This window comes from Salinithrix halophila, from assembly GCF_042650125.1.
In the GTDB taxonomy this organism is placed as follows: domain Bacteria; phylum Bacillota; class Bacilli; order Thermoactinomycetales; family DSM-45169; genus Salinithrix; species Salinithrix halophila.
Genome location: NZ_JBHSAP010000007.1, coordinates 503128 through 528200 on the forward strand (window position 1 = coordinate 503128; position 25073 = coordinate 528200).

28 protein-coding genes are annotated in these 25073 nt (G+C 53.0%); 16 read left to right on the forward strand and 12 right to left on the reverse strand.

Going from position 1 to position 25073, the window contains the following annotated elements; all coding sequences use genetic code 11:
* Window positions 1–35: 35 nt before the first annotated feature.
* Window positions 36–731 (reverse strand): serine O-acetyltransferase, encoded by a 696-nt coding sequence (gene epsC, locus ACFOUO_RS04535; RefSeq protein WP_380702590.1) that lies wholly within the window; start codon window positions 729–731, stop codon window positions 36–38.
* Window positions 732–1072: 341 nt separating this feature from the next.
* Here epsC and ACFOUO_RS04540 point away from each other — a divergent pair, with 341 nt between their 5' ends.
* The 11 genes from ACFOUO_RS04540 to ACFOUO_RS04590 all read left to right on the forward strand — a co-directional run bounded on the left by ACFOUO_RS04540 (window position 1073) and on the right by ACFOUO_RS04590 (window position 11885).
* Complete coding sequence (locus ACFOUO_RS04540; protein ID WP_380702592.1) at window positions 1073–1960, forward strand: helix-turn-helix domain-containing protein; 888 nt, start codon at window positions 1073–1075, stop codon at window positions 1958–1960.
* 146 nt (window positions 1961–2106) lie between these two features.
* The gene (locus ACFOUO_RS04545; RefSeq protein ID WP_380702594.1) at window positions 2107–2469 is read left to right on the forward strand and encodes a cupin domain-containing protein; all 363 of its coding nucleotides are present in this window, start codon (window positions 2107–2109) and stop codon (window positions 2467–2469) included.
* 15 nt (window positions 2470–2484) lie between these two features.
* The gene (locus tag ACFOUO_RS04550) at window positions 2485–4170 is read left to right on the forward strand and encodes a methionine--tRNA ligase (RefSeq protein WP_380702596.1); all 1686 of its coding nucleotides are present in this window, start codon (window positions 2485–2487) and stop codon (window positions 4168–4170) included.
* Window positions 4160–5203: a branched-chain amino acid ABC transporter substrate-binding protein gene (locus ACFOUO_RS04555; protein WP_380702598.1), complete on the forward strand. Its 1044-nt coding sequence runs from the start codon at window positions 4160–4162 to the stop codon at window positions 5201–5203. Before ACFOUO_RS04550 ends, ACFOUO_RS04555 begins: the two co-directional genes overlap by 11 nt.
* Window positions 5115–6539 (forward strand): SidA/IucD/PvdA family monooxygenase, encoded by a 1425-nt coding sequence (locus tag ACFOUO_RS04560; protein WP_380702600.1) that lies wholly within the window; start codon window positions 5115–5117, stop codon window positions 6537–6539. The genes ACFOUO_RS04555 and ACFOUO_RS04560 overlap by 89 nt, the downstream gene beginning before the upstream one ends.
* Entirely contained in the window at window positions 6536–7795 is a 1260-nt protein-coding gene (locus ACFOUO_RS04565) for an aspartate aminotransferase family protein (protein ID WP_380702602.1), read from the forward strand. Before ACFOUO_RS04560 ends, ACFOUO_RS04565 begins: the two co-directional genes overlap by 4 nt.
* Complete coding sequence (locus tag ACFOUO_RS04570; RefSeq protein ID WP_380702604.1) at window positions 7792–8952, forward strand: NAD(P)/FAD-dependent oxidoreductase; 1161 nt, start codon at window positions 7792–7794, stop codon at window positions 8950–8952. Before ACFOUO_RS04565 ends, ACFOUO_RS04570 begins: the two co-directional genes overlap by 4 nt.
* A gap of 11 nt (window positions 8953–8963) precedes the next feature.
* Window positions 8964–9995, forward strand: coding sequence for an amino acid kinase family protein (locus tag ACFOUO_RS04575; RefSeq protein ID WP_380702606.1), 1032 nt, complete (start codon window positions 8964–8966; stop codon window positions 9993–9995).
* On the forward strand, window positions 9961–10182 hold the full coding sequence (locus tag ACFOUO_RS04580) for a hypothetical protein (RefSeq protein ID WP_380702608.1): 222 nt from the start codon (window positions 9961–9963) through the stop codon (window positions 10180–10182). The genes ACFOUO_RS04575 and ACFOUO_RS04580 overlap by 35 nt, the downstream gene beginning before the upstream one ends.
* 150 nt (window positions 10183–10332) lie before the next feature.
* Complete coding sequence (locus ACFOUO_RS04585; protein WP_380702610.1) at window positions 10333–11412, forward strand: SIS domain-containing protein; 1080 nt, start codon at window positions 10333–10335, stop codon at window positions 11410–11412.
* A 2-nt stretch (window positions 11413–11414) separates the two neighbouring features.
* The gene (locus ACFOUO_RS04590; protein WP_380702612.1) at window positions 11415–11885 is read left to right on the forward strand and encodes an isochorismatase; all 471 of its coding nucleotides are present in this window, start codon (window positions 11415–11417) and stop codon (window positions 11883–11885) included.
* Here ACFOUO_RS04590 and ACFOUO_RS04595 read toward each other — a convergent pair.
* From ACFOUO_RS04595 to ACFOUO_RS04615, 5 genes are all read right to left on the reverse strand, one after another.
* The gene (locus ACFOUO_RS04595) at window positions 11873–12334 is read right to left on the reverse strand and encodes an Lrp/AsnC family transcriptional regulator (protein ID WP_380702614.1); all 462 of its coding nucleotides are present in this window, start codon (window positions 12332–12334) and stop codon (window positions 11873–11875) included. The genes ACFOUO_RS04590 and ACFOUO_RS04595 overlap by 13 nt on opposite strands.
* Window positions 12335–12500: 166 nt before the next feature.
* Entirely contained in the window at window positions 12501–13145 is a 645-nt protein-coding gene (locus ACFOUO_RS04600) for a response regulator (protein ID WP_380702617.1), read from the reverse strand.
* Window positions 13120–14778 carry a sensor histidine kinase gene (locus tag ACFOUO_RS04605; protein WP_380702619.1) on the reverse strand — a complete coding sequence of 553 codons (1659 nt, stop codon included), beginning with the start codon at window positions 14776–14778 and terminating at the stop codon, window positions 13120–13122. The genes ACFOUO_RS04600 and ACFOUO_RS04605 overlap by 26 nt, the downstream gene beginning before the upstream one ends.
* Window positions 14779–15048: 270 nt before the next feature.
* On the reverse strand, window positions 15049–16146 hold the full coding sequence (locus ACFOUO_RS04610) for a phosphotransferase (protein ID WP_380702621.1): 1098 nt from the start codon (window positions 16144–16146) through the stop codon (window positions 15049–15051).
* Between the two features lie 129 nt (window positions 16147–16275).
* A complete protein-coding gene (locus ACFOUO_RS04615) occupies window positions 16276–17061 on the reverse strand; it encodes an SDR family oxidoreductase (RefSeq protein WP_380702623.1) in 786 nt (261 codons plus the stop codon).
* An 86-nt stretch (window positions 17062–17147) separates the two neighbouring features.
* Between ACFOUO_RS04615 and ACFOUO_RS04620 the strand changes: the two genes are divergently transcribed.
* Window positions 17148–17390, forward strand: a complete 243-nt coding sequence (locus ACFOUO_RS04620) for a DUF2621 family protein (protein WP_380702625.1) — start codon at window positions 17148–17150, stop codon at window positions 17388–17390.
* A gap of 71 nt (window positions 17391–17461) precedes the next feature.
* Entirely contained in the window at window positions 17462–18034 is a 573-nt protein-coding gene (locus ACFOUO_RS04625) for a phosphatidylglycerophosphatase A family protein (RefSeq protein WP_380702627.1), read from the forward strand.
* Window positions 18035–18075: 41 nt separating this feature from the next.
* On the opposite strand, the gene ACFOUO_RS04630 is transcribed toward ACFOUO_RS04625, so the two are convergent.
* From ACFOUO_RS04630 to ACFOUO_RS04655, 6 genes are all read right to left on the reverse strand, one after another.
* Window positions 18076–18972, reverse strand: a complete 897-nt coding sequence (locus tag ACFOUO_RS04630; protein WP_380702629.1) for a DUF1028 domain-containing protein — start codon at window positions 18970–18972, stop codon at window positions 18076–18078.
* 121 nt (window positions 18973–19093) lie between these two features.
* Window positions 19094–20053 (reverse strand): MBL fold metallo-hydrolase, encoded by a 960-nt coding sequence (locus ACFOUO_RS04635; protein WP_380702631.1) that lies wholly within the window; start codon window positions 20051–20053, stop codon window positions 19094–19096.
* A 27-nt stretch (window positions 20054–20080) separates the two neighbouring features.
* Entirely contained in the window at window positions 20081–20857 is a 777-nt protein-coding gene (locus ACFOUO_RS04640) for a TIGR01457 family HAD-type hydrolase (RefSeq protein WP_380702633.1), read from the reverse strand.
* The gene (locus ACFOUO_RS04645) at window positions 20854–21585 is read right to left on the reverse strand and encodes a methyltransferase domain-containing protein (protein WP_380702635.1); all 732 of its coding nucleotides are present in this window, start codon (window positions 21583–21585) and stop codon (window positions 20854–20856) included. Before ACFOUO_RS04645 ends, ACFOUO_RS04640 begins: the two co-directional genes overlap by 4 nt.
* A gap of 113 nt (window positions 21586–21698) precedes the next feature.
* Complete coding sequence (locus ACFOUO_RS04650) at window positions 21699–22268, reverse strand: hypothetical protein (RefSeq protein ID WP_380702637.1); 570 nt, start codon at window positions 22266–22268, stop codon at window positions 21699–21701.
* Window positions 22265–22747, reverse strand: a complete 483-nt coding sequence (locus ACFOUO_RS04655) for a DUF86 domain-containing protein (protein ID WP_380702639.1) — start codon at window positions 22745–22747, stop codon at window positions 22265–22267. Before ACFOUO_RS04655 ends, ACFOUO_RS04650 begins: the two co-directional genes overlap by 4 nt.
* Window positions 22748–22869: 122 nt before the next feature.
* Here ACFOUO_RS04655 and ACFOUO_RS04660 point away from each other — a divergent pair, with 122 nt between their 5' ends.
* The 3 genes from ACFOUO_RS04660 to ACFOUO_RS04670 all read left to right on the forward strand — a co-directional run bounded on the left by ACFOUO_RS04660 (window position 22870) and on the right by ACFOUO_RS04670 (window position 24958).
* The gene (locus tag ACFOUO_RS04660) at window positions 22870–23106 is read left to right on the forward strand and encodes a hypothetical protein (RefSeq protein WP_380702641.1); all 237 of its coding nucleotides are present in this window, start codon (window positions 22870–22872) and stop codon (window positions 23104–23106) included.
* A 12-nt stretch (window positions 23107–23118) separates the two neighbouring features.
* Entirely contained in the window at window positions 23119–23460 is a 342-nt protein-coding gene (locus ACFOUO_RS04665; protein WP_380702643.1) for a spore coat protein, read from the forward strand.
* 421 nt (window positions 23461–23881) lie between these two features.
* Window positions 23882–24958 (forward strand): acyltransferase family protein, encoded by a 1077-nt coding sequence (locus tag ACFOUO_RS04670; RefSeq protein ID WP_380702645.1) that lies wholly within the window; start codon window positions 23882–23884, stop codon window positions 24956–24958.
* The last annotated feature ends 115 nt before the right edge of the window (window positions 24959–25073 follow it).

The following is a 25073-nucleotide window of genomic DNA, read 5'->3' on the forward strand; positions in this document are numbered from 1 at the left end:
TAAAAACTTAGGGACCGACAATAGTCGGTCCCTTTTCATTGCACTTTCGCTTTTTCTTGTTCCATCTGCTTTAATCGATCATCCGCCCGATTGATCGTCATCCAGAGCAAGAAGAGTTCATTTTGCATCCGCTTCATCGATTGAGCTACGGGATCCGGTACTTGGGAAAAATCCCAAGCTGGGTCCATTCGCACGCCGTTTTGGGATACCACCCTGCCCGGAACTCCGACAACCGTGGAGTCCGGCGGAACATTACGTAAAACGACGGCACCCGCTCCAATCTTGGCCCCCGACCCGACTTGGATCGCTCCAAGAACCTTGGCTCCCGAAGAGACCATCACATGATTACCGAGAGTGGGGTGCCGTTTTCCTTTCTCTTTCCCCGTTCCCCCCAGAGTCACCCCTTGATAGAGGGTAACATGATCCCCGATTTCGCAGGTCTCTCCGATGACGACCCCCATGCCGTGGTCGATAAAGAAACCTTTTCCGATCACCGCCCCCGGATGAATCTCAATCCCTGTCAAGAACCGTGACCACTGGGAAATCAACCGGGCTAAAAAAAACTGCTTCCGTCTAAACAGAAAATGGGCGATCCGGTGAAAGCAAATCGCATGGAGCCCGGAGTAAGTAAATAGAATTTCTGCCCAATGGCGGGCAGCTGGATCTTGTTCCTTGACTGCCCGAAAATCCGTGAGAAAGGTTTCCCACCCTTCTCGTATGATCCTTATCAATCCGCAACACTCCCAAGTATCCGGTTCCATCCACCTTCTTCATACTCCGGCTCAATTCTCCGCAGGCAAGGGTCTAAGGCCTTCGTGCTTTTTGAAACTTTCGGAAAAAGGGGGTAGGGGCAGATTCCAGAAGAGAATGCTTGGACAAATCATATCCAGTCCCCTCTCAATGGTTTTTCTTTTTGTCTGGATAATAGTATATTAGTTTTCAAATATGTCTGTTTTTCCCCTTATTTGCTACGAATTGAAGTGACTGACGGTAAAAAGCCTCTTTCCTCTCGGATCATCGGTTTTTATACAAATAATTATTTTCCTATCTACCTTGCAGGAGGTTGGAGAATATGAATATCGGTCCGATTATTAGGGAACTCCGGCTTCGGCTTGGGATTACGCAGAAAGAATTAGCCGATGGGGTCTGTACACAAGCGGAGATCAGCCGGATTGAGAGCGGCAAGACCATCCCCTGTGTGGACATTTTGTACGCCATCAGTCTGAAATGCGGAGTCACTCTCGATTATTTTTTCCACGGGTATCATGACGTCGATTACCATTATGTCGAAATCACAAAAGAGACCATCCGGGAGCTGGTCAGGGAGAAGCGCTACGATGAAGTGCAGATACTGGTGGAGCGGGAGCGGATAAACCCCTGCTTCCATCAGGCAAAAGACCAGAAGTTTCTCCTGTGGCACAAAGGAATGGTCCTTTACTACAGGGACCGAGATTATAAACAGGCTCTGCACGTTCTCCAGGAAGCCATGGAAATCTCCGTTCCAGACCTTTCTCTTACGGAAACAGATATTGAGATTATGATCACCCGAGGAAATGTCCATATGGAAATCAACCAGATCCAAGAGGCTATCTCAACGTTTCAATGGTGCCTAGAGCGGTTTAAACAATTGGTCCAGCCAAAAAACCCCACCATCGCTATCCGTATTCAATATAATTTGAGTCTGGCTTTTAATAAGGCCCAGCAGCACCTTGAGGCGACCCAGGCCTTGGAGAAAGCGATCCAGACCTGCATCAAACTGGACACATTATATCTGCTCGGCGAATTATATTACCAGATGGGCTACTCCCTAGTACAAATGAATCGGGTCGGAGCCGCCTTGGAATATGCAACCCTAGCTTATAGTCTTTTTCATATCCGCAGTAGAGAACCTTATCTGCAACATACCATCCAATTGCTAGATACGATTAACAGTAGGCTGAAATACAGTGTCGTTCCTTGAGATATACATTATTGTATATCGTTCACCCAATATTCCCGTTTCTCCTCTTTTCCCTCCCCCAATCAATAGGAGAGTCTCTCATCCGGAATACAGATTTTTTCTCACTCTAGTAGATTATAGGGGAAGTCGATAAAGGAGGATGAATCATGAAGATTCAACGTTTGGAACGGGATCGCTTGGGTTTTGAGTACAACTTGTATGCACAACGAACGTTCCCTTGGAAAGGGGTGACCACTCCCTTCGAAGGAGCCTGGTGCGTCCTCCCCCCTGGGCAGGAGTCCTTGCCACACCACCATGAGGAGAAAGAAACCTTCATTATCGTGAAAGGGTGCGGGCAAGTAAAATCGGATGACCAGCAGGACGTGGTACAAGCAGGAGATGTCGTCTACTTTGAACCTCATACCAGACATAGCATTGTCAATATTGGAGACGAAGATCTGGAGTTCTTCTCCATGTGGTGGTGGGAAAACAAGCGTCCGATCCAGACCCCCGAGGATTACAGTATTTGACAGGAGGGATGCCCTATGGCACGTTCACAAAAAATCCTGGTCACAGCCGCACCTCCCACACCAAATGGAGGATTGCATATCGGGCATTTATCGGGCCCCTTCCTGGGAGCGGACGTCTTTTCCCGATACCAGCGCCTGTTGGGAAACGAGGTTCTCTACCTTTCCTACGCCGACGATTTCCAGGAATACGTCCAGCGGACCGCCTTGGAAACAGGAAAGACCCCAGAGACCGTAGCGGATGAATTTACGCAATCCATTCAGGAAACCTTGCAGCTCGGTCTGATGAGTCCGGATCATTTCTACAGCCCCCGGAAGAACGACATCCATCGGCAGTGGATGCAGAGCTTGTTCACCGATTTAGAACAAGGGGGGGTTGTGGAAATTCGGGAAGTTCCTACGTTTTACTGCCCCCAGTGCAAGACTTATCTGTATGAAGGGTTGGCTCGGGGACATTGCCGTCACTGCCATGAAATGTCCGATGCCACCACCTGTGAAAGCTGTGGAATTCCACAGGAGCCAGGAGAGCCGACAGACGCTTTTTGTACCCAGTGTCATACGCTGGTGGACATCCGCTCGGAAAAACGGGCTTTCTTCCAAATCGAGAAAATGAAAGAACGACTTCATCAATATTATGGGGAGCGAGAGTACTGGCGTCCCCGGTTAAAAGCGTTGTGCCGCCAATTAATGCAGACCGTTAAGGAAGCTCCGATAAGCCGACGTTTCTCTTTGGGGGTGCCGGTCCCTCTGGACGGGATGGAAGGACAAGTTCTGGACACCTGGTACGGTGGGGCAGCGGGTTATCTTAGTACCGCTTGTGACTGGGCCCGCTCCGTCGGAGATCCGGATTTGTGGAAACCGTATTGGGAATCGGAAAATGCCCGTTGGGTCGCCTTCCTCGGTTTTGATTGCGGGTTCTCTCATGCCATGTTATATCCCGCGATGTTGATGGCTCAAGGTCGCTATCAAGCCCCTCATACCGTTATTACCAATGAGTTCTACCGGCTGGAAAACAAAAAGATCTCCACCAGCCGAAACCATGCCATCTGGGGCTCGGACATCCTGCAAGCCGTCCAGCCGGATGCCGTTCGGTTTTACTTGTGTCAGACCGCTCCGGAACAGGAGCAAACCAATTTTGACCTCACCCGTTTCCTGCAACTGATCAACGATACCCTGGTGGACAAATGGAATGCCTGGCTGACTCAACTACTTCAGCAAGCAGCCCGGTTGAATACCATCGACTTGAGCCTGGCAAGCAATGAACGGATCCACCCGGAATCGCTCCATCTGCAGAAGGCCACTCTCCATGCCATCAAAGAGGTCTCCCGCGCTTTGAGCGAAGAAAATTTCTCTTTACAGCAAGCGGCCCGGGAAATCAATGGGTTCGTCAATCAGGCTCTCCGCCATTATTACCGGGTTTGCAAGCCCTACACCAATTACCTATCGGATCTAACGACCAACCTGGCAGCTGCACGAACCCTCTCCATCATCGCCGCCCCTTTGCTTCCCGAATTCGCCCTGTCTTTGCGGAAAGCGCTGGGAGAAGACGGGTATACCCGACAAATGCTGTGGAAAGACCTTTTCCAAGCACGTGTCCTGATAAAACCTTCAGTGCCGGAGAAACCCTTTTTTACCAAGGTGACGGAAGGAGAGCTCAACAAGCTGCTTCCGAACCATTCGACCGGTGAAATCCATGTCGGTTGAAGCGATCCGCATCGGATTGACCGGGGCTTTCTCCGGTCCTCACACCACCCATACCGCACAAATGAAATGGGGCGCTTTGTTAGCCACCCGAGAATGGGAATCTCGGCACGCTTCCCCTGTCCGTGTGATCGTGGGGGATGAACAGGCGGAAGCAGAGAAGGCTCCTACCGTTGCCAAACATCTGATTGATGAACAAGTGCAAGGGGTAATCGGTCACTTCAGCAGCGGGTGCGCTCTCGCAGCTGCCCCACTCTATCGGGAAGCCGGCATCCCATTGCTTGCCCCGGCGTCCACCCACCCTGATTTATCCCAGTGGGATCATATCTTCCGTTTATGTGCCCGGGATGACCAAGTAAGCCGGGTCATGGGAGAGTGGGCCGCTCGGCATTTTCACCCCCAGCGGGTAGGATTGCTGGATGACGGCAGTGTCTACGGAAAAACCTTGATGGATTACACCTTTCAAACATTGACGAAATTAGGGATATCCAGTGGAATCAGGCTGGAGTGGCCAAAAGAGGATACAGCGAACGGGAAGGACTCCCTTTGCTCCCTCATCGAGCAGGCCGATCCTGAAGTCATCCTCTTCGGCGGCAGAAGCCGGGCCGCGGCAGACATGACCCGCACGCTTCGGCAACAGGGGATCAACCTTCCTCTCGTCTTTGGAGATGATGTCCTCAATGCCGAATTCCTTGACCAAACGGCCGAAGCGTCTCGGAACGTTTGGATTGTGGGCTCTATCCCCCCCAGCCGTAATGGCAGGACCGCCTCCTTTTTTGATGCATACCGGCGGGAAGTTGGCACGGATCCGGGGTTTTATGCAGCCTCCACCTATCTAGCCACGGAGATCTTGTTACAAGCCTTGGTTCAGGACGATTGGGCGGATAAAGGCTATGGGCTGCTCCAAGCTCGAACATGGGAAACCCTGTTAGGAGAGCAATCCTTTGATGCAGACGGAAATCTTCGAGCAGTTTCCCTTGGACTCTGGAAGGTGGAACCGGGGAGGATCTTATTATCAGATCGTTTTGAACTTTGACACGGAGGGGATCAACATGACAGAACGGATGAATGATTGGGATCTGATCGGAATCGGTTTCGGGCCAGCCGGTATTGCACTGGCTACTGCCATGAGCGATGATGACGAGAAACAAGGAGAGGAACAGGTTCGCCGTTTATTCATAGAAAAATCGGAAAGCTCTGCTTGGCAGCCGGACATGCTGTTGCCGCGGACGGATATCCAACACCACTTTCTCCGGGATTTCGCCACCCCACGGGACCCCCGAAGCCGATTCACCTTCTCCAACTACCTGGTGGAAAAGGATCGACTCTTCTCCTTCGGTCATTTGGGTGGAGTTCCAGGACGGATTGAATGGTCGGATTATGTGCAGTGGTGTGCGAAACAATTGGCTGACCGGACGTGGTATCGCCATCAGGTAACGGGCGTCCGTCCCCTTTGGTCGGGAGGAACCATCGACCGCTTACAGGTAACCGTACAGAATCTCCATACATCGGAGACGAAAGAGCTGATGACCCGCCACCTAGCCGTCAACGTAGGGCGGATCCCTTTTGTTCCGAAGATATATCGTCCTTATCTCGGCTCCCAAATCTTTCATTCCCATCAATTCCTAAGCCGGTTGAAGGTATTGGAAGTCGGAGATTCCCCTACCTTCGCCGTTGTCGGCAGCGGGCAAAACGCGATCGAGGTCATTCTCAGCCTGATCGAACGTTTTCCTCAGGCTGAAATCTATTCGATTAACCGGAATCTCGGCTTCCGTTTGGTGGATATGGGGCACTTCAGCAACGAGGTCTTTTTCCCGGCGTTCACGGATTACTTTTACCAACTACCCGCCGCCAGTCGAAAGGAACTCTTCGAAAAGATGAAGGCGACCAACTATTCCGTCGTAGACTTCGACGTCAGCCAAGCCCTTTACTGGAAGGTTTACGAAGATCGTGTCCAGGGCAAGGAGCGGATCCATGTCACCCGTTGCACGCAAGTGGCTGATCTCGATGAACGGGAAGGCCGCTATTCCCTCACCCTGGAGGATCTGTACACGAAATCGACTCACAACATCACGGCTGATGCCGTCATCCTGTGCACCGGATTTCAGGAGGAAAAAGTCCCCCGTGTCTTAAAATCCATGGAACCGTACTTGATCAAAGATGAAGAAGGCGGTTTGGAGATTACACGGGATTATCAGATCCAGACGAGGGACCTTGTCCGCTCCCGTCTCTTTATCAACGGGTTAACTGAACGAACCCATGGAATCAGTGACTCCACCTCCTTCAGCATGATGGCACTGAAAGCCCAGCGGATCTATGACAAGCTGAAAGAAGAACGGCTCTCATCTATCATGCAGGAGGTGACACCATGAGCACAATGGCACAGAGGGACTGGAAGTATGCCCTCGCTCCCGTCTGGCCCCACTTTACCGAGCTCCAAATCTCCCGGGGAAAAGGCTCCTTTCTCTTTGACCGGGAAGGAAACCCCTACTTGGATTTCACCTCGGGCATCGGCGTAACAAACACCGGACACTGCCATCCTCGCATTGTCCAAGCCATCCAGGCTCAAGCGGAAAAGCTTCTGCACGGACAGGCCACCATCCTGTACCATGAGCCGATGCAGGAGTTAGTCAAGGAGTTACGTACCGTCATCCCTGACCCTCTCGACTGCTTCTTCTTGACAAACAGCGGTAGCGAAGCCGTGGAAAGCGCCCTGAAACTGGCCCGACATGCTACCGGGCGGACCAATGTCACCTGCTTTCAAGGGGGATATCACGGACGGACCATAGGAGCCATGTCGGTCACCACGGCTAAGACGGTTTACCGCTTGCACTACCAACCCTTGATGCCGGGAGTCGCTGTGGCCCCCTATCCCCGTCGCAAAGAGGATGTGCCGTACTGTTTAGAGGAGTTGGAACGGTTATTGGTTACCCAAACCGCTCCCTCTGAAACAGCGGCCATGATTGTTGAACCGATTTTGGGTGAAGGAGGATATATCGTCCCACCGGCAGGGTTCCTGCCGGAGTTACGACGGATTTGTGATGAACACGGTATCCTGCTCATCCTCGATGAAATACAGAGTGGGTTTGGGCGGACGGGTCAATTTTTCGCCTTTGAACATGAACCCATGATCCCCGATATCTGCATCATGGCCAAGGGTCTGGCATCCGGCCTTCCGCTGAGTGGGATCGCGGCTCCTCGAGAAGTGATGGAGCGCTGGGTTACGGGCTCCCATGGCGGTACCTATGGGGGCAATCCTTTGGCTTGTGCTGCTGCTGCGGAAACCATCCGGGTGCTTAAGGAGGAGTCGCTGCCGGAACGGGCTGCGACTTTAGGGAAAGAGCTGATAGCTTCGTTAAATCGTTGCAAAGACAGCGGGGAGATCCACGAAGTCCGAGGCCGGGGTTTGATGGTGGGGTGCGAATTCCGTGATACCCGACAAAAACCGGATCGCGATCGGGCCGCTAAAGTCCGTCTCGCCTGCCTGCAACAAGGATTGATCCTCCTTACCTGCGGAACCTATGATCACGTCATCCGATGGATCCCACCATTGACCGTATCCCAATCCGAACTCTCCCAAGCCCTCACCGTCTTCGAATCAGCGCTGATGGATGTCGATCCCTCGTGAATCCGGATCGCAGGGTGATTGTAGTCGGGGGAGGTATCATAGGGGCCAGCATCGCTTATGCGCTGACCAAAAGAGGCGCCGAGGTCACCCTCTGTGAACAGAGTCGTCCCCCCGGATCGGGATCGACTCGCTTTTCCGGCGGACTGATCCGTATGCATCATACCCACCCCGCTTCCATTCCATGGGCATGGGAGAGCGCTCACCAATATGCCCATTGGCAGGAAATCATCGGAGGCGAGTGCGGATTTCGAAAAACCGGCTTCGCCTTAATCGCTGGCCCGGAGCAAACCCCTCACATGAAAAAGAATATCGACGAATTGAAGAAGCAAGGGATACCCGTCTACTTGCTCGATCCTGACGAGTACCGGGAATTACAGCCCGACATTTCAACGGAAGGCATCGGCGCGGTCGCTTATGAACCCTATGGGGGGTTCGCCGACCCCATCCAAGCCACCATGAGTTATTTGGAGCAGGGCCAACGAATGGGATTGCGGGTAATGGAAGGAACGAAAGTGACCCGATTGCTAACCCAAAACGGTTCGGTGACAGGGGTGGAGACCAATGTCGGAGCCCTGCTGGCCGATGGTGTGATCCTCTGCGGAAACAGCTGGGTTTCGACCCTCTTGGAGGAATTCTCTCTTTTCCTGCCCGTCAAGCCCAAACGGATCGGGGTGTGTTTCGTCCGCTGGGATCCTCCGAATCCAACTCCCCCGGTCCTCACAACCATCGATGATACCTTAGGGGTTTACTTCCGAGCGGTGGATCCTCACCATCTTTTAATCGGAATCCGGGTACGACAACCGATCTCCTCCCTGGAAACACCAGCCGTCCCTATACGGGAGGAACTAATCAGCGCAAAGGAAACCCTCCAGGTTCGTTACCCCGCTTTGGAAAAAAGTGAAATCATGGGTGGGCGCATGAGCTTTGACGGATACACACCCGATCATCATCCGATCATCGGTTCGGTTCAGGGACTTCCACGGGTGTACCTGGCAGTAGGTTTCAGCGGGGGCGGGTTTAAAATCGCCCCGGCGATCGGTGAAGCTGTCGCACGAGACTGGGTAGAAGGGGACGAGGCTGGATTGGAGCCGTTTCGGCTGTCCCGGTTTGCAGAAGAGCGCCCAATTGTCCCCACCTATCCTTATGTCCATATGTGAGGGGGAAAAGCATGAAACCGCTTCGGCGACGGGTCCTTAAGTTTGGTGGAACCTCCTTGGACTCGGAAGAAAAACATAGACAAATCGCCGCTTTGGTCAGGAAAGCCCTGCTGGATCGGATCCATCCCCTGTTGGTCGTTTCCGCTCCGGGGCGGCGGGGAGCCCCCTATGCAACGGATACGTTGCTTCAATTTATCCACAGGGACTTGCCGGAAGCCAACCATGTGTTGGGCACTTCCCTCGGAGAAATTATCTCCAGCCTTCAAGTAGCCAGCTCCCTGCGGGAGAACGGCATCCGAAGTATCGCCCTGACGGGAAAGGAGGCTGGCATTCAAACCGTAGGATCCTGCAAAAACGCGGTGATTCGGCAGGTAGACCCATCCTATCTCAACACCCTGCTTCAAGAGGGATGGGTCCCCGTCATCGCCGGCTTTCAAGGAGCTGATTCATACGGAACCCGAACACTTTTGAGCAGGGGTGGGAGTGACGCTACGGCAACAGCGATCGCGGCGGCCCTTGCGGCGGATCGTGTGGAAATCTATACCGACGTCCCCGGGATCATGACGGCAGACCCTCGGAGAGTGCAGCAAGCACGGATCATACCCTCTCTTGTCTATGAGGAAGCCCACCGGCTCGCCAGCCGGGGAGCGAAGGTGATTCATCCAGAAGCCGTCCGATGGGCCGCCTCCCGGAGCATCCCCCTTCATATCATGTCGCTGCAAACCGCCTCGGCAGACAAAACACTGATTATGGAGGGGGCTCCCCGCTTCATCCCGTTGGGCCTGACCTACCGCGAGGAAAAAGGCTGGTCCACCATGACAGTCGTCTACGGAGCTTCCCAACCGGTGTCGGCGGAAACGATCCGGACCATCGTGGATGCAGTCCCCTCCCGCAATTTGGAGATCAGGCAGGGCGAGGGTTCCATCGACATTCGGATTCCATCCGTACTTTTGTCGTCAGTCTTGTGTTCCATCCATCAGTTGCTGTTTGAACGGGAGGAGGAGAAATATGTCTCTCCAGCGATGGCAGAGAAAGGTGGATGACATTCTCCAAAAGGAAGGAAATCGGGAGTCCTTAGGAGAACGTCTTCTTGCCGAGGTGATTAGCCCCTTGCTTGAAAAAGAAGAGGCCTTACGGAGGGAACAGCTTGTTCTCAGACAGGAAAGAGACTTTTTTCAACAGGCAAACACGCGGTTAAAATCCGACTTTCACATTCACTCTCCCTTCTAATAAGCTCCCGCCAACGACACCGATCCCCTCTTTTTCCCTGAAAATAGACAGCGGGAATGGAACTTCATATCGACGGCTCCTCAGGGAACCGACAGATTGTTGGCAAATTCCTTCCACGCCTCGCCAAAAAATGATCGGAGGAGGAATGATGTGAGTATCCAAGTCAAAACGTCTCCTCCCTATTACATGTTGGAGGAAATCCACTCCCAGCCGGAGTGGGTCGACCGATTATTTCAACAATCCGATAAGGATCCCGTTCTGCAAAAGGTCCTTCAGAAGCTGAAAAACAAAAAACGCATCTTCTTCACCGGGTGCGGCACCTCCCATTACACGGCCCAGGCAGGGGCGGCTCTTGCCCGCCATCTGTTGCAGGAGGCTAATCCCGTGCAATCCGTTCCAGCAGCGGAGCTATATCATCATTGGGAGTTGTCGACGGAAGATGCCCTTTTGGCAGTCACCCATGCCGGTGAGACCCATATGGTTTTGGAACTGCTAAAAAAAGCCCGCAAATGCGGAGCTTTAACCGTGGTATTGACTGGCTTTCCGGACAGCCAAGCCGCCCGGAACGCATCTTATGTTCTCTCCACTGGTTATGCCTTGGAAAAATCCTGGGCCCATACGATCAGCTTTACGCTCGGAGCGGCCCTTTTACTTGTGGTCTCCGCCCATCTGGCTGAATCCAGGGGTTATACCGTCCCATGGGAAACGATCCGATCCGGACCCGAACAGATTCAGCAGGTGCTGGATCAATCTGCAAGGATCCAGGAGCAGGCAAAGGCCTTTCTCTCTAAGGAAAAATGGCTGGTCGCCGGAACTGGAACCAGTTTGGCAACCGCCCATGAGACTGCGCTAAAAGTGGTGGAAACCAGTTATATTCCCGCCATCCCCCTTGACTTAGAACAGGTGCTTCATGGGTTTCTAGCCGGATGCGACCCAAAGACCCTGCTCCTCGTATCCGCTCCTTTTGCTTCTCAGCAAGAACGGGTCCAAGAACTGATCCGGGCAGCGGAGAAAATATCGCTGAGTCTTCTCTTTCTCGCTCCATCCGGGCTTTTGCATCAAACACCGAGGCTTCCGGTCCCGGAATGTCATCCCCTGTTGGTTCCGCTGGTTCATACAACGGCGACCCATCTCTTTGTCTATTATCGTACCGTATGCAAAGGGATGAATCCCGATTTAATCCGCAGGGATCAGGCTCCCTATGCCGCTGCACGGAAGGAGTACCGCTAACGATGGAAGAACGTGACACGGGAAGCCTGTATCAGCCGCGGCCCATCCAATTCCAAGAACTCTGGAAACCTAGGGACTGGCAGATCAAAGTGTATGGGATCACGGCGCCTTCGTGCAAGCTGACTCCCTCCTTATTGGAAGCGGCCAAAGAGACGGTCGCTTCCATCCTACCCAGCGGTGCACAGGAAGAGGGACGGCATGGGGTCGGATTTATGGGGGTTCATGCGGCGACCGACGGAAACTTTCTGTTCGTGGACTGGTGGTGGAATACCTATGAGTTGAACCATCAATCCTTCCTCGCTCCACCGGACTCTGCCCAATTTAAAAACGTAACTCCCACCGGAAGAATGTTTTGCATCTGGGAACTATATGTTCTCGGATTTGAGCGGGAAGCTTGGATTCACGCCCTGTTAAAAAATCCAACTTCCGGCATGGATGGATATTTGGAAGCCCGGTTGAATCAGGAAATCTGAGACTCTTCCTTTCCCTCCAGCGGCAGCAGAATCCGGTAGGACACCGGGGAAGAGAGCACGACAGAGGTGTAAACCCGGCTGATAGGAATGAGTTGATCGACCAGCCGTTCCAGCTCTTCCATAGATGGAACGGCTGCTTTGATGAAATAACTGATGGAACCCGTCACCCGATGACATTCCAGGACAGCAGACTCCTGTTGGATTTTCTTTTCAAACTCATAGCAGGGCACTTTGAGCTCTCCCACTTGGATAATGACCAAAACCTTTCGATTCACCTTCTCGTAAGGCACTTGAACGGTAAAGCGCTCGATGACCCCCCGATCCTGCAACCGGCGAATCCGTTCCGCCACACTGGGATGGCTCATATGAAGTTCCTTCGCCAGTTGCGTGAAGGTCATGCGCCCGTCTTCTTGTAGTCGTTTTAATATTTTTTGATCCAATTCATCCATAAGCGTCCTCTCCGTTTTCAACAGATTATCATTCCCATGCCCTGGCTTGATAAAGCCGGGGCTGTTTCCTTTACTTCCCTTTTCCCCTACCATTCTCGTTCGGGTCGGTAGAATCCTTTTCATTCGATAGATAAAGAGCCCGGAAGTCGCCGGGCTCTTTATTATTTCACGAAAACCAACCCCGTTTTATCGCGTAAATCGCCGCCTGAGTGCGGTCGGCGAGACCCAATTTGGAAAGGATGCTGCTGACGTGCGTTTTTACCGTTTTCTCAGCGATCACCAGCTCGGCTGCAATCTCTTTATTGCTCTTGCCTGCGGTGAGTTCTTTCATCACTTCCCTCTCCCGTGGCGTCAAGGATTCCACTTCCTCGGCTCCAACCGGTCCCGGAGTGGCGGAAGCGAACTGATGGACCAGGAGGCCCGCTGCCTGGGGATGGAGCTGTGTCCTACCGTTGCAAGCGGCCCGAATTGTATGAGCCAGCTCGTCCGCCTCGATCTCCTTCAACTGATACCCCTCCGCGCCAGCACGGATTGCCGGCAACACATGATCCTGATCAGCAAAACTGGTCAGGACCATCACTTTCACCTTGGGCTGGCTTTCCTTGATGCGACGAGTCGCCTCAATGCCGTCCATTCCAGGCATCATCAGGTCCATCAGTACCACGTCCGGATTCAATTCTTCCACCTTGGCGACCGCTTCGCTACCATTCGATGCTTCTCCGATAATCTCCATATCTTCTCGGGTCTGCAGAAACAGACGCAGTCCCTTCAGCACCATCGGGTGGTCATCCACCAATAGCAACCGGATCATTCCCGTCTCCTCCCTTTTGCCCCCGAACCGGCAATACAACAGTCAGCGTGGTTCCCGCCCCCGGTGCGCTCTCAATTTCCAGGGTGCCACCCAACAATCGAACCCGCTCCTCCATGCCGGTGAGTCCCAGACAACTTTCTTGATCCTTTTCCGGATCATATACAAAACCCTTCCCATCATCCTGCACCGAGAGCGTAACCTCTTCCTTCCCGGAAGAAAACGTTAAAGAAACCCGGTCGGTACCCGCATGCTTACTCACGTTGTTTAGGGCTTCCTGTCCGATCCGCCACAAAGTCTCCTCCCTACGGCGGGAAAGACGGATGACCCCCTCGATCCGTTCCCTAACCGTCAGCCCGAGACGTTCTCCATACTTCTTTAGAGCCGAGATCACCCCTTCCTCCAGCCCTGCGGGACGAAGCTGCCAGATAAGGGATCGCATTTCCTTCAGGGCTTCCCCGGATAAGGTCTGGATATCCCGTAGGGATTCCAGCAGGAGTGCATTCGGCTCAGTCAGAACGTCTTGGGAGGCCCGTGCGTTCAGAGAAAGGGAAAACAGTTTCTGGCTGACGGAGTCGTGGAGATCTCTCGCTAGCCGGTTTCTTTCCTCAGAGATGAGGAGGCGCTGCCGTTCCTCCTCCAGCCTAGCGCTCTCCATCGCTAGGGAAATGTGCTCCCCCAAAGCCTTTAATACTTCCAGGTCGATTTCTTCCAGATCACGACGGTGATGGCTGCCGACAGAAATCACGCCTGTCTTCTCTCCCCGGATCGAGATCGGGGCAGCTGCTATCACAGTACAGTCCGACCACAATGAACGAATCTCCTCCAGTCCTTCCTCTGACCTTACCGCCTTCTGAAGAGAGAAAGCCTTCCCTACCGCCCCAAGTGTCTCCAAGGGGAAAGAAACCGCCGGAGCGATACATTCCCCTTTCAAGGACAAGGAGCGCAGGGTAAGCTTATGGCCCCGTCGGATCCAGCAGGCGATCAGCGGCCAGTCGAAAATCCGTGCCAGGTGGCAGACCGCCTTTTCCGGTAAATCGTCCTGGTCCCGACTTCCCCAGATCAGGCGGCTCGCCTCATCCAGCCGGGCATACTGTTCCGCTCGCTTCTGCTGGGCTTCGTACAACCATGTCTTTTTTACCGCAGTTCCGATCTGATAGGCGACGGATTGTAGGAGGGCCAACTCCTCATCGGAAAAACGTTCCTTCCCTGGGGAAGCGACATTGAGGAGACCGATCAGCTCGCTTCCCACGGACAGCGGCACTGTGGCATGGTGAGTGATCCCTCTCGTGTCTCCCCACTGCTGTTTCACCGCATCCTCCAGTCGCTTGCATTCGATAATGTTGACGGCTTTTTTCAATCGACCGTCCCAGACGCGATCAAGACACCAGCAGCGTCCTCGGCACATCGGCTTCCCTTCGCCCCAGGAGAGGGCAGGAGGCAGGTTATAAAGGGCTACGGGGGTAAAGTTTGGTTCTTTCTCCACCAGGAAAATCCATCCTGTGGTTAGGCCGGTCACCTGAAGCAGTTCCTCCAACACCGATTGAAGCATCGGGCGGACATCCGTGGAGCGGTTCAGCGTCTCAGCAATGGTACGGAGTGTTCTCCACTGTCGGTCTTGTACATCCTCCTTCATTCCTTCCCCTCCCGAACCTTCTGTTTTTCCTCATTATACCGGATTTGTCCTTCTCCAGACGTAAAAAGCCCCCCTAGAAAAGGGGGGCTTATCTGTGGTCAGGGGATTTTACAGGCTTATCCCCTGAAAACCTCGACGATCGACCGATCCGCACACCAATCGATCATCCTTACCACTTACACATGTACCTTTTTATTTTATGTTTCAAACCTGTTTTTGATGAAATAAACCGGACACTTTTTTTGCTGAATCGGCTCCCGTATACCGAACTCACTGACCCGAACCCTCTGAATCCAACCAATCGACACGAGGGATCGAAACACCGAAGACGGCCTTCACCTGAGCGGGAAAATCCCGTAACAACCCGCTTTTCAACTCTTCTCGCTCGACGGTGGAAGAGAGATAACCCTTAGCCAAATGAGAAGGGACTTTCTGCTCCTGGTAGATCTGATGGAGAGAATGGATTAGTTGGTGAGGAAAAAGGAGCTGAGCGTAAATCAGACCATACTCCGCTTCGTCGAGGGGAGCGATCTCCTGATACCCTTTCAGGAGAGCAAAAACGGCTTCACTCCGCCCCGTTCGACCGTAGGCATACAAACTCAACCGGGCAAGATCTCGGCTTCGAACATCCAGGGTAATGCAATTCCAATCGATGAAATGGACACCTCCGTGCCTGTCCCAGAGCACGTTTTTCCGGTGAAGGTTACAATGACAAACCTCCCCGCTTTTGCGAGAAGCTGACACAACCGCATCGCCCCCCACCCGTTTCAGGTAGCGGAGCGCTGTATCAACCATTCCTTCCGCAAAAGTACACTGGCGGATCCATACCCGATCGACGGGGGTAAGTTGATCACTGATATCGGCCGCCATCTTGAACATGGTCAAGCTTTGTTCCATTTGCCCCCAAATTTTCTCCCACTTTCCGGTATGAGTATAAGAGGTTGCACTACGATGCGGATGAAAACCTCGTGTGTCGATATGAAACCGGGCGAGGGCCCGGGCCACTCGAGGCCAGCAGGCAGCATCTTTCCTCCAATCCTTCACTTCTGCCTCAATCCAGGGAAGGAGGACAAACCGGTTCTTCAACCCGGCAAACGTCAGCTTTCCCCTCCGGTTTTTCAAAGGGGCCTGGATACGAATTTCTCCCGTTTCCGAAAGATGCTGAGCCACCTGCTCAACCAGGGACCAGCGCATCTCCTCCCGTTCCCGCACCCGTTTCAAAGCGTAGTGGCCCCGGTCGGTTGTAAGACAGAACACACCGCCCCTGGGTTCCGCTTCAATGAGCCGAAGACCGTAATGATGGTGTAGCATCTCCGCCAGTCGGGGCTCCCCCGTCCACTCCTCTATCTGTTTCGCTGCATCGCCCATCTTCATCCCCCATTGTCATCCATGATCTTACCCTATATATAGATGGGGAGGAAGGAACCTATGCCGGACAAGGCCATGGGGACGAAAACGACAACCCACGGGGCGCGCCCTCAGCAAGTTGCCTAATCTTCATCTTTCTGCTTTGGAAACAGGATGGATAACGTCTAGGCCGCCGGTGACATTGATGATGTTGCCGGTAACGAAATCAGAATCCGGTTCACACAGGAAGCGCACGACACGGGCGACGTCTTCACCGGAGCCGGGTCGGCCTCGAGGCGTTTCCTCGTCCCTTTCCTCTCGCACATCGGCAATTCGCTTCTCTTTATTGTCACCGACGATATCTCCAGGGCAGACCATATTGACCGTAATTCCCGAGGGAGCTTCCTCCACAGCCAGGGATTTCGTCAGAGAGACCAACCCGGTCTTGGCGGCGGCATAAGCAGAACGGTCGGGCCAGGAGGGGGCTTCCCCGGATCGACCGAAACCGAACAGAACGATCCGCCCAACTCTCTGCCGTCTCATCGCTGGAAGAGCAGCGTGAATGGTATGTAGGGCGCTTTTCAGATTACCATCCACCATGGCCTCGATTTCTGCGATAGTCAGGTCACTAAAACGGCGCCGGTCACGGATGAAAGGGCCGACCGCATGGACCAGTACATCTAACCTACCAAAAGACTCGATCACCTGTTGCACTACACGGCGAGCCTCCAATGGACGGCTGACATCCCCCTGGAATCGTTCCGACCGCGCCCCTCTCTTTTTCAACCCATCCACCAGGGACCGCGCTTCCTGTTCACCCGAACGATAGTGAACAGCCACGTCCCACCCGGCTTCAGCTAATACCAGGGCCGTCATCCTCCCCAGCCCTCGGGAACTACCCGTCACTAAGGCGACCCCCCTGTGGGTGTATTGCATCGTATCTCTCCTTTAGCGGATTCCTCATATTTTTCTTTAACTCGGTATACAATGGGTACAGGCTGGTTAAAAAAGGAGGGGTTCTCATGGAATGGACGACCCCGGCCCGAGACCTGCTGAACGAATTGATCAGCCCGGTTCCGGTCCTTGAACGTCCCGCCGTCAAACAGCAGCTGAAGAAAAAGGTGGAAGCCGACACCGACGATTCCACAGTCAAGCAAATCACCCCTGGACATGTGGCCAGGGGTTACCTAGCCTTCGCCGACGGGGAAAGTCGGGAACGAGCCATTCGCTGGCTCCGCAAGCAAGGGATTTCCTTAGATCGTTAATCCAACTTCCTGTCATATTCTCCCGAATGACGGCTACAATAACTCCATGGACTTTACCGGGAGGAATACCTATGATTTCGGATAACACCAAGGACATTACCGACGACATCATTCACCGAACAACCCTCGCTTGGCTCCAAGAGCGAGGGGTTGAACTCGCCGATGTTGCCGTACTTGTCCATTACTTGCAGCATTCTTATTATCCCGACATTACCCTCGATGAATGCCAAAAGCACGTGGAACATGTTCTAACCAAACGGGAAGTGCAAAATGCCATCCTGACGGGGATCCAACTCGACAAGTTGGCGGAAAGGAACCAAATCGAGGAGCCTTTGGTAAGTATGCTCTGCCAGGACGATAGCCTCTATGGGATCGATGAGGTCATGGCCACTTCTATTCTCAATCTATACGGAAGTATCGGGATGACCAATTATGGCTATATCGACCGGGTGAAACCCCACATCCTCGGTCGCTTAAACAATCATGAGAACGGGCAGGTCCACACCTTCCTCGATGATATGGTAGGCGCTCTCGCCTCAGCCGCCGCCGCCCGCCTCTCCCATAACCGAAAACAAACTAAAGATCATCAACGTCAAGAGATGGTCATCCCCCGGCAAGATCCCCGGAACCATCCTCCGGTATAGGAACCTTCATGGAAGGAATCCCGCCCTATGGCGGGATTTTCTTATGGGATAGAAGGGTTCCGCATATATTCCAGCACCCTGCGATCAATCACCGGGTCGGACATCCAGCGTTCCTCAAAGTTCTCTGTCAGGTAATACGCTTTGAGCGCTTGTTCCGTTTTCCCGTCATAACCCTCCCCGTCACCGGGTTTATATCCTGCCTGGTGAAGGCGTTCCCGCACTTCTTCCAGTAACTTTCCTTCTAGAGGCAGCAGATCTTCAGGACGGGGGCGATCAAAATACAGGTGGTGTAAGTTCAACAACCGGCTTAGCTCTTCAAGAGGGCGAGGATGATCGTCCACCCTCAGATCGATTGCCCGATCGTTGAATCCCCCGTACCCCCCATTGGGTTTAACAATTAATAACGAGGCAGACTGCATCCCCCGTTTATCCCCTCCAGCCTGTTGGCCGGATACCAGAGCGTCCACCAATCGTTCGGCCAAAGGTTGGTCAGGGGAGGAGCGAAAGGAGGCTACCATGTCAGCGAGAACGGATTCTCCTGCCAAGAGATTCCCCAGGCATACGAAGCCTGGGCCAGTAATTTCCCCAGCCCAAGAGAAACAGTCTGAGCCTGTAAAAGCGGCACTCCGTCCCTTCGCATCGACAATTCCCACCTGGCGAAGCTGGCGATCGGGATCATCGGAGAGCAATTCCCATAATACGGCCTCAGGCTCTAACCCCTCTTCCAACATCCGAAGTCCTCTCGGACCAAATGACGTATTGGCAAAGGATTGGGTGGCGATCGCCCCTGTTTCCGCGGCGGCCCAAGGGACAGCGGACCCCGCTGCCAGAAATTTAGACTGAACAGCCACTCCCCATTCTCCCGCCGCTTCGTCGTAAGCGATTATCGAAAAGGTGGAGACCGACGGAATCCCTTCCTTCACAAAAGAGCGTTTCATCCGTATCTCTCCTTTCTTCCCTACTATGAGGGATTAGGCATCGATGCCCAAAGATCCTGCTTTCGGCCTTCGATATGAAAACACCCTCGCCTAAAACGGGAGGGCTGTGGTGCGATCTGATTCACCCCATATAATGCCAACGGTCACCCCGTTTTTCCCGGCGAACGTCTCCTTGTTGGCGGAGATATTCCAAGTGGGCCAGGGTTTCCGAGAGAGCGAATCGCAGGTTGTGGATGGATAAGTCCGAACCGAATATACGAAAACATACATCAGTAGCTGTCAGGGTCTCCCCAGCGACCCAATCCTTCATTTCTGTCAACCTCTCGGCGTGATGCCGTTCCAACTCTTCGATCCGTTCCAGGTAGGAATCGAAAACCGGCCCGTGCGAAGGAAATACCCGCTCAACCGGCAATTCCTTCATCTGTTCCAACGTCGTGAGATAGGAGCGAAGAGGGTTGGGGTCACACCCTGGCCACAAGCTAATATTGGGCGTGATCCTGGGCAGGAGGAAATCGCCGCCGATCAGCCAGCGTCTTTCCGGATCGTAAAAGCTGAGGTGACCGTCGGCGTGGCCGGGAGTATGAAGGATACGGTATTCCTGATCCCCCAGGTGGATATTTTCCCCGGAGCGGATGAATTCCGGTTCCGGATGAGGCTCCACCCATTGGCTGAAGCCGCGCAGATGATCTGGAATCTTTTCCGCCCATTCCCGGGGCAAGCCATGACCCTCATAAAAGCGGCCCATCTCATCAGGCTGCTCACTGTCCCGATCAAAGAAGAGACGAGCTTGTCCAACGTCCGTTTCCGAGATCAGAACGGGAGCCCCCGTGCGCTGCTGTAATAAGCCCGCCAGCCCGTAATGATCCGGATGATAGTGGGTAAGAACGATTCGTTCCACCTCCGGCCAGTTAAAGCCAATTTCCCTGCGAGCGCCTTCCCAAGCTTCCAATGCTCCATCATAGTGGAGGCCGGTATCAATCAGAGTGTAGCCTTGGCTTCCCTTGACCAGATAAGATTTGATGATCTTGAGTGGAAAAGGCAAAGGCAGTGGCACTTCCCATATATCGTCCCAGCGATTCATCGCACACCCTCCTCAGGGGTCATCCCCTCAGATGAAATCCCAATCCTTTAGACTGTCCAACGTATATGTAGCAGAAATATCCGCCCCAGCGTGCTCCTTAGGCGTTGTCACCCCGGTGAATACCAGCAAGGTATCGATGCCGGTATTCACCCCTGCTTGGATGTCCGTCGCAAGGTTGTCCCCGACAATCACGGTTTCTTCCGGAGGGAGGCCCAACCGCTTGAGAGCCATGTCGACAATGGGCTTCTCCGGCTTCCCGATCAACGTCGGTTTCACGCCCGACGCAACGGCTACCGCCGTGCAGAGAGAACCGCTCCCAGGCAAAAGACCCTCTTCGGTAGGCAGCACCAAATCCCCGTTGGTCCCGAAATAGCGAGCGCCCGCTCGGATCGCTAGCACTGCCGTTTTCATCTTATCATAAGAAAAAGTCCGGTCGATCCCCACGACCACTGCATCGGGTCTGTCCGTTACAATACGGCAGCCCGCACCCTCCAGGGCACAGACTAGCCCTTCTTCTCCGATCGGATAGACAGAGGGAGGCCTACCGAAGGATTCCACCAAGGTGCGGGCAGTAGCAGCCGAAGAAGTAACCACTTGCTCCGGGTGGGCTGGATACCCAAAACCCCGCAACTTCTCCGCCACCTGTTCCGGGCGGCGGGAGGAATTATTGGTAAGATAGAGGTAGGACAATCCTCTCTCTTCCAACTTTTCGATAAACTGAAGTCCCTCGGGGATCACTTCCTTTCCGCGAAATAACGTTCCGTCCAAATCAATCAGATATCCTCTGTAACGATAATTTCTCATAGGGCCACCCTTCCCGTGAAAATCATGCGCGGACTCTCCATTTCGGAGTAGGGATTTCCATCAAAGTCTCCCTTTACCCTCTCCACCCAAAGCCCGGCGCTTTCCATCATGGCTTCCATCTGGCTGCGGGTGTACATTTTTACCCGTTCTTGGTAGGTACGATCCCTTTTCTCATCGGAAAGGGTGATCTTCTTACGCACGAATTCACCATCAATCCAGCGCTCTTCCCGGATCCGTATCCCTTCCTCGATTCGTTCACTTTCCGGAACCAAGGTTTTCTTTACCGTCTCCCGGTTGAGGAAATCGATTAAGAACCGACCCTTCGGCCGAGTCACCCGCCGGATTTCCGACAATACTTTACCGTTTTCCGCGTCCTCAACAAAATAGCCAAAGGAGGTAAACAGGTTCACAACCGCGTCGAATGACCCGTCCGGAAAGGGGAGGTCTCGCATGTCCCCCCGGACGTACCGGATATCCAACCCTTCAGAAGATAGGACAGCCTCATCCAACAAAACCCGTGACAGGTCGATTCCCGTCACTCGGCATCCCAACTTGGACAGGGAGATGGAATGGCGTCCTGTCCCGCAGCAAAGATCCAGGACCTCATCCCCCTCCCCGAGCCCGATCCACCGGGCCGCCTCCCGGATTTCCCGGTCGGCGTTTACCCTGTTGCGATGACGATAGACAAGCATATAATCTTCTCCGAAACTTTCTTCGTACCAGGGCATTCCGTCCCCTCCAGTCCGTAAAAACACGATTCTATTTATTCTACCACAGTAAAAAACGACACCTCGCGTGCCGTCCTTCGACTCGGTCGGGTTCCCATCTGCGAAGCTATGAATTACCGTACGGAATCCCCTGTCTCGCGGAGAGCCCGTGCTGCTTCCCGATCCCACCCCTCCAACAACTCCCCGAAATCTCGAGGCAGGGGATGTTTCCAGTCGTAGAAGGTTTCGTTGAAGCATGCGATGTGGTATGCCCCCGCCGCCACGGTACGGAGGTGAAGGAACGCTGTGAAGGTGTCGCTCACTTTGGGCCCGGAAAAGACGAGATAGTCCCGTGCTGTCTCTACCGCCTCAACCGCTAATCGGTGGAGACGGAGAACGGGGGCGAGCAGTTCTTGGGGATTACCGTTCCCTTTTTCCCGGAGCATCTTCTCCACCGCCTGAATGTCGGCATCGATCAGCCTTTTTCCTTCTTCCCGCCAGGATTGAATCTGTTCCCGATCTTCCCCAGGCTGGCGTCCAGCCGGCGCCTTCCCTTTCTCCTCCGCTTCGGCGACGGTCATTTCCAAAAGAGAGCAGGCCATGATCAGGGAGACCGCCAAACTGCTGCCGGCAGCGGGAGAAGGAATTCGCCGTTGTGCCATCTCATCGGCAAACCGGGTCACTTCAAGATCGGCATATTTCACAGATGTCCCCCGCCTTGTCGGACTTCATTTGATCCTAGCTCTCGGTCCAAATAATCCCGCACCCAAGCGACATAATCTCGGAACACCTCTACGTTTTCCAATTCCCTGGTCACTTCCTCCCGATTTACCTCTGCATAATGACGAACCAGGCGATCTCTCACCCGGACCAACTCCTTCAACCGGACTGCTCCGGAGGCGGGCACCACTTTTTCATCCTCCAGGATATCGACAATATCCAGGTATCCCCCCGGATCCCGCATGATAAAACCGTCTATCATGACACTGCCGACATCGATCACGCACTCGACCGCAAGATGGAGGGCACGGGAAGCGGCGAAAAAAGCTACTCGATCCTCTTCTTGTAGGCGAGGTGTTGTAATCTCCATGACCTCACTGCAAGTTTGAAGCACCTTCAGCTGTGCTTCAATTCGTTGGGTATCGACATCGTAAATCATTGTCCGCACCTCGTCTCCGATCATTCCTTCGTTTAAGCCTCTTGTTCATTATACCTCATCCCTCCATAGGGGCCGAACCATGCATATTATCAATCAAACTCCGCACAATGAAAACGAGTCAATTTTAAGGAAGGGAAGGATTTCCCGTGCAACTGACCACCAAAGACCTCAACTATCTGAAAGATGAGCTTTCCTGGCAATTGTTAGCATTTAAGAAGTGCCACCACTATGCCCAGGAATGCCAGGACACCGAAGTAAAGCAACTAATCGACCAGGTGGGTCAAATGCATCAGCGTCACTACCAGCAGATCCTGAACCACCTGAACACCCAGGGCAACGTCATGCCTTCCCAGGGTATGGCCAGCGGCACAATGACCCAATAAGGAGGCGTCCCTATGCAACAAGCAAACCCAGGCCAACAACAACCATCGCCCCAACAGTCCACCGGTTTGCCCAAAGTGAAAGGGCCGGAAATGAATGACCGGGATCGGCTCAACGATATTCTAGCGATGGAAAAGTACATGACCATGTCCTACAACGTAGCGGTCAATGAGGCGAGCAATGATTCGCTTTATCAGACCCAGATGAGCATCCTGACCGAACTCCACCAAGCACAACGCGACCTTTTCAACGCCATGCACGCCAAGGGATGGTATAAAATGGAGCCCGCTGACATGCAAAAGGTGGACAAAGCCTTTCAACAGTTCAGTAACTATTCAAGCCAATTCCCCTACTAAAAAGCCCCAATGGCTCGGGCCGGATCCCCAACATCCGGCCTTTTTTATATCCGTGTCAGGCCGTATCAAACCAATACTGTTTTGAAATGGAGATGAAAGCAACCCATTCAAGCATGACAACTCTCCCCCATCCAGATATTTTCGGGATAAGGTTTTTTTACCTTCTCCCCTTGGAGGAGACACGAGATTTCCATAATAGTCGTTAACAAACTGAAGAGAAAACATGGACGAAGGATATAGACTGGATCACCTAAGGTACTCTCCCCTTTTGTTTATGGACGGCACTTGTCGGGGTATGTTACTATAAAGCCGTCTTGACATCAGCGTTTGAAATTGATCCTTCATACCATAAATTCTTTTGATCCCTGAAATTGCGTCGGGGTTTCTTTTATTCCGCAACAAGGGGGGATTTTCATCCACCATGCGAACCATCAACCCTGAACAGGCTAAATCGAAGACACCGAATTCAAGGGATTACTTCTTTGATAATGTCAAGTTCATCTTGATTGTGCTAGTGGTCCTGGGACACGGTTATCGCCCTTTGATCGATGAAAGCCCAATCATCAAATCCGTCTACCTGACCATTTACACCTTCCATATGCCTTTAATGATCTTGATTTCCGGTTATTTTGCCAAAAGCTTCAACAAAGAAGGACAGAGCAAAAAGGTCATAGCAACCATCCTGATTCCGTACATCATCTTTCAGATCCTTTATTCGTTGTATGACCATTTCGTCTACGAGACAGATGCCATCAATTTTTCCATCCTGGAACCCTACTGGATCATGTGGTTTATGTTCAGCCTCTTTCTATGGCGATTGATCCTCCCCTATTTCGTCAATCTGAAGTACCCATTGGTGACGTCTTTCGCCCTTGCTATTCTTATCGGGTACGTCGACGACGCGGACCAGTTTATGAGCCTCTCCAGAACGGTCGCTTTTTTCCCGTTCTTCCTGACCGGCTTTTACTTACAGCGTCACCATTTTGAAAAGTTGTTCTCCAGCTGGATGCGGTTCCTGTCGGGAATAGGAATCTTGGCGCTGGTTCCAATGTTTTTCTATTTGGATTTCCACACTTCCATTGATCTCAATTTCCGGAAATGGCTCTATTTCGTCTTTCCTTATGAAGACGTCGGATACCCCGAATGGTACGCAGGAGGAATTCGTCTAGCCATGATCGCTCTCGCCTTCCTTGCATCCATTTTCGTCCTGGCGCTCACCCCCCGCAGAAAAACCTTTTTCAGCAAGATAGGAAGCCGTTCCCTTTACGTCTACCTATTACACGGGTTCTTTATCAAGGCTTATGACGCTATGGATCTGGATGACAAATTCCCTGGGCCGGTCCTTTATATCAGCGTTACATTAGCTAGCATCGCCCTCGCCTTCCTCCTCGGCTCCCGCTGGGTGCAACAGATTTCCCACCCCCTATTGCAGCCAAAGGTTCACTGGTTTTTTCGAAAAAAAACCGAAAGTAGAAAGCTGGATAATGTCCCCGGCTGATTGAACGATCTACAACCTGCTCAGCTCTGACGCTGGGCTTTTTTTGTAGCGAAAACTGGTAAAACAACCCCTTTTTGTCAATCGACGACTTTGTTTGTCACAGGGTGGCATCCTT

Excerpts from the sequence above, each read along its gene's own strand:
- ACFOUO_RS04540 (WP_380702592.1), top strand. The coding sequence starts at position 1,073 with ATGAATATCGGTCCGATTATTAGGGAACTCCGGCTTCGGCTTGGGATT.
- ACFOUO_RS04545 (WP_380702594.1), top strand. The coding sequence starts at position 2,107 with ATGAAGATTCAACGTTTGGAACGGGATCGCTTGGGTTTTGAGTACAAC.
- ACFOUO_RS04550 (WP_380702596.1), top strand. The coding sequence starts at position 2,485 with ATGGCACGTTCACAAAAAATCCTGGTCACAGCCGCACCTCCCACACCA.
- ACFOUO_RS04555 (WP_380702598.1), top strand. The coding sequence starts at position 4,160 with ATGTCGGTTGAAGCGATCCGCATCGGATTGACCGGGGCTTTCTCCGGT.
- ACFOUO_RS04560 (WP_380702600.1), top strand. The coding sequence starts at position 5,115 with ATGCAGACGGAAATCTTCGAGCAGTTTCCCTTGGACTCTGGAAGGTGG.
- ACFOUO_RS04565 (WP_380702602.1), top strand. The coding sequence starts at position 6,536 with ATGAGCACAATGGCACAGAGGGACTGGAAGTATGCCCTCGCTCCCGTC.
- ACFOUO_RS04575 (WP_380702606.1), top strand. The coding sequence starts at position 8,964 with ATGAAACCGCTTCGGCGACGGGTCCTTAAGTTTGGTGGAACCTCCTTG.
- ACFOUO_RS04580 (WP_380702608.1), top strand. The coding sequence starts at position 9,961 with ATGTCTCTCCAGCGATGGCAGAGAAAGGTGGATGACATTCTCCAAAAG.
- ACFOUO_RS04590 (WP_380702612.1), top strand. The coding sequence starts at position 11,415 with ATGGAAGAACGTGACACGGGAAGCCTGTATCAGCCGCGGCCCATCCAA.
- ACFOUO_RS04595 (WP_380702614.1), bottom strand. The coding sequence starts at position 12,334 with ATGGATGAATTGGATCAAAAAATATTAAAACGACTACAAGAAGACGGG.
- ACFOUO_RS04600 (WP_380702617.1), bottom strand. The coding sequence starts at position 13,145 with ATGATCCGGTTGCTATTGGTGGATGACCACCCGATGGTGCTGAAGGGA.
- ACFOUO_RS04605 (WP_380702619.1), bottom strand. The coding sequence starts at position 14,778 with ATGAAGGAGGATGTACAAGACCGACAGTGGAGAACACTCCGTACCATT.
- ACFOUO_RS04610 (WP_380702621.1), bottom strand. The coding sequence starts at position 16,146 with ATGGGCGATGCAGCGAAACAGATAGAGGAGTGGACGGGGGAGCCCCGA.
- ACFOUO_RS04615 (WP_380702623.1), bottom strand. The coding sequence starts at position 17,061 with ATGCAATACACCCACAGGGGGGTCGCCTTAGTGACGGGTAGTTCCCGA.
- ACFOUO_RS04620 (WP_380702625.1), top strand. The coding sequence starts at position 17,148 with ATGGAATGGACGACCCCGGCCCGAGACCTGCTGAACGAATTGATCAGC.
- ACFOUO_RS04625 (WP_380702627.1), top strand. The coding sequence starts at position 17,462 with ATGATTTCGGATAACACCAAGGACATTACCGACGACATCATTCACCGA.
- ACFOUO_RS04630 (WP_380702629.1), bottom strand. The coding sequence starts at position 18,972 with ATGAAACGCTCTTTTGTGAAGGAAGGGATTCCGTCGGTCTCCACCTTT.
- ACFOUO_RS04635 (WP_380702631.1), bottom strand. The coding sequence starts at position 20,053 with ATGAATCGCTGGGACGATATATGGGAAGTGCCACTGCCTTTGCCTTTT.
- ACFOUO_RS04640 (WP_380702633.1), bottom strand. The coding sequence starts at position 20,857 with ATGAGAAATTATCGTTACAGAGGATATCTGATTGATTTGGACGGAACG.
- ACFOUO_RS04645 (WP_380702635.1), bottom strand. The coding sequence starts at position 21,585 with ATGCCCTGGTACGAAGAAAGTTTCGGAGAAGATTATATGCTTGTCTAT.
- ACFOUO_RS04655 (WP_380702639.1), bottom strand. The coding sequence starts at position 22,747 with ATGATCGGAGACGAGGTGCGGACAATGATTTACGATGTCGATACCCAA.
- ACFOUO_RS04665 (WP_380702643.1), top strand. The coding sequence starts at position 23,119 with ATGCAACAAGCAAACCCAGGCCAACAACAACCATCGCCCCAACAGTCC.
- ACFOUO_RS04670 (WP_380702645.1), top strand. The coding sequence starts at position 23,882 with ATGCGAACCATCAACCCTGAACAGGCTAAATCGAAGACACCGAATTCA.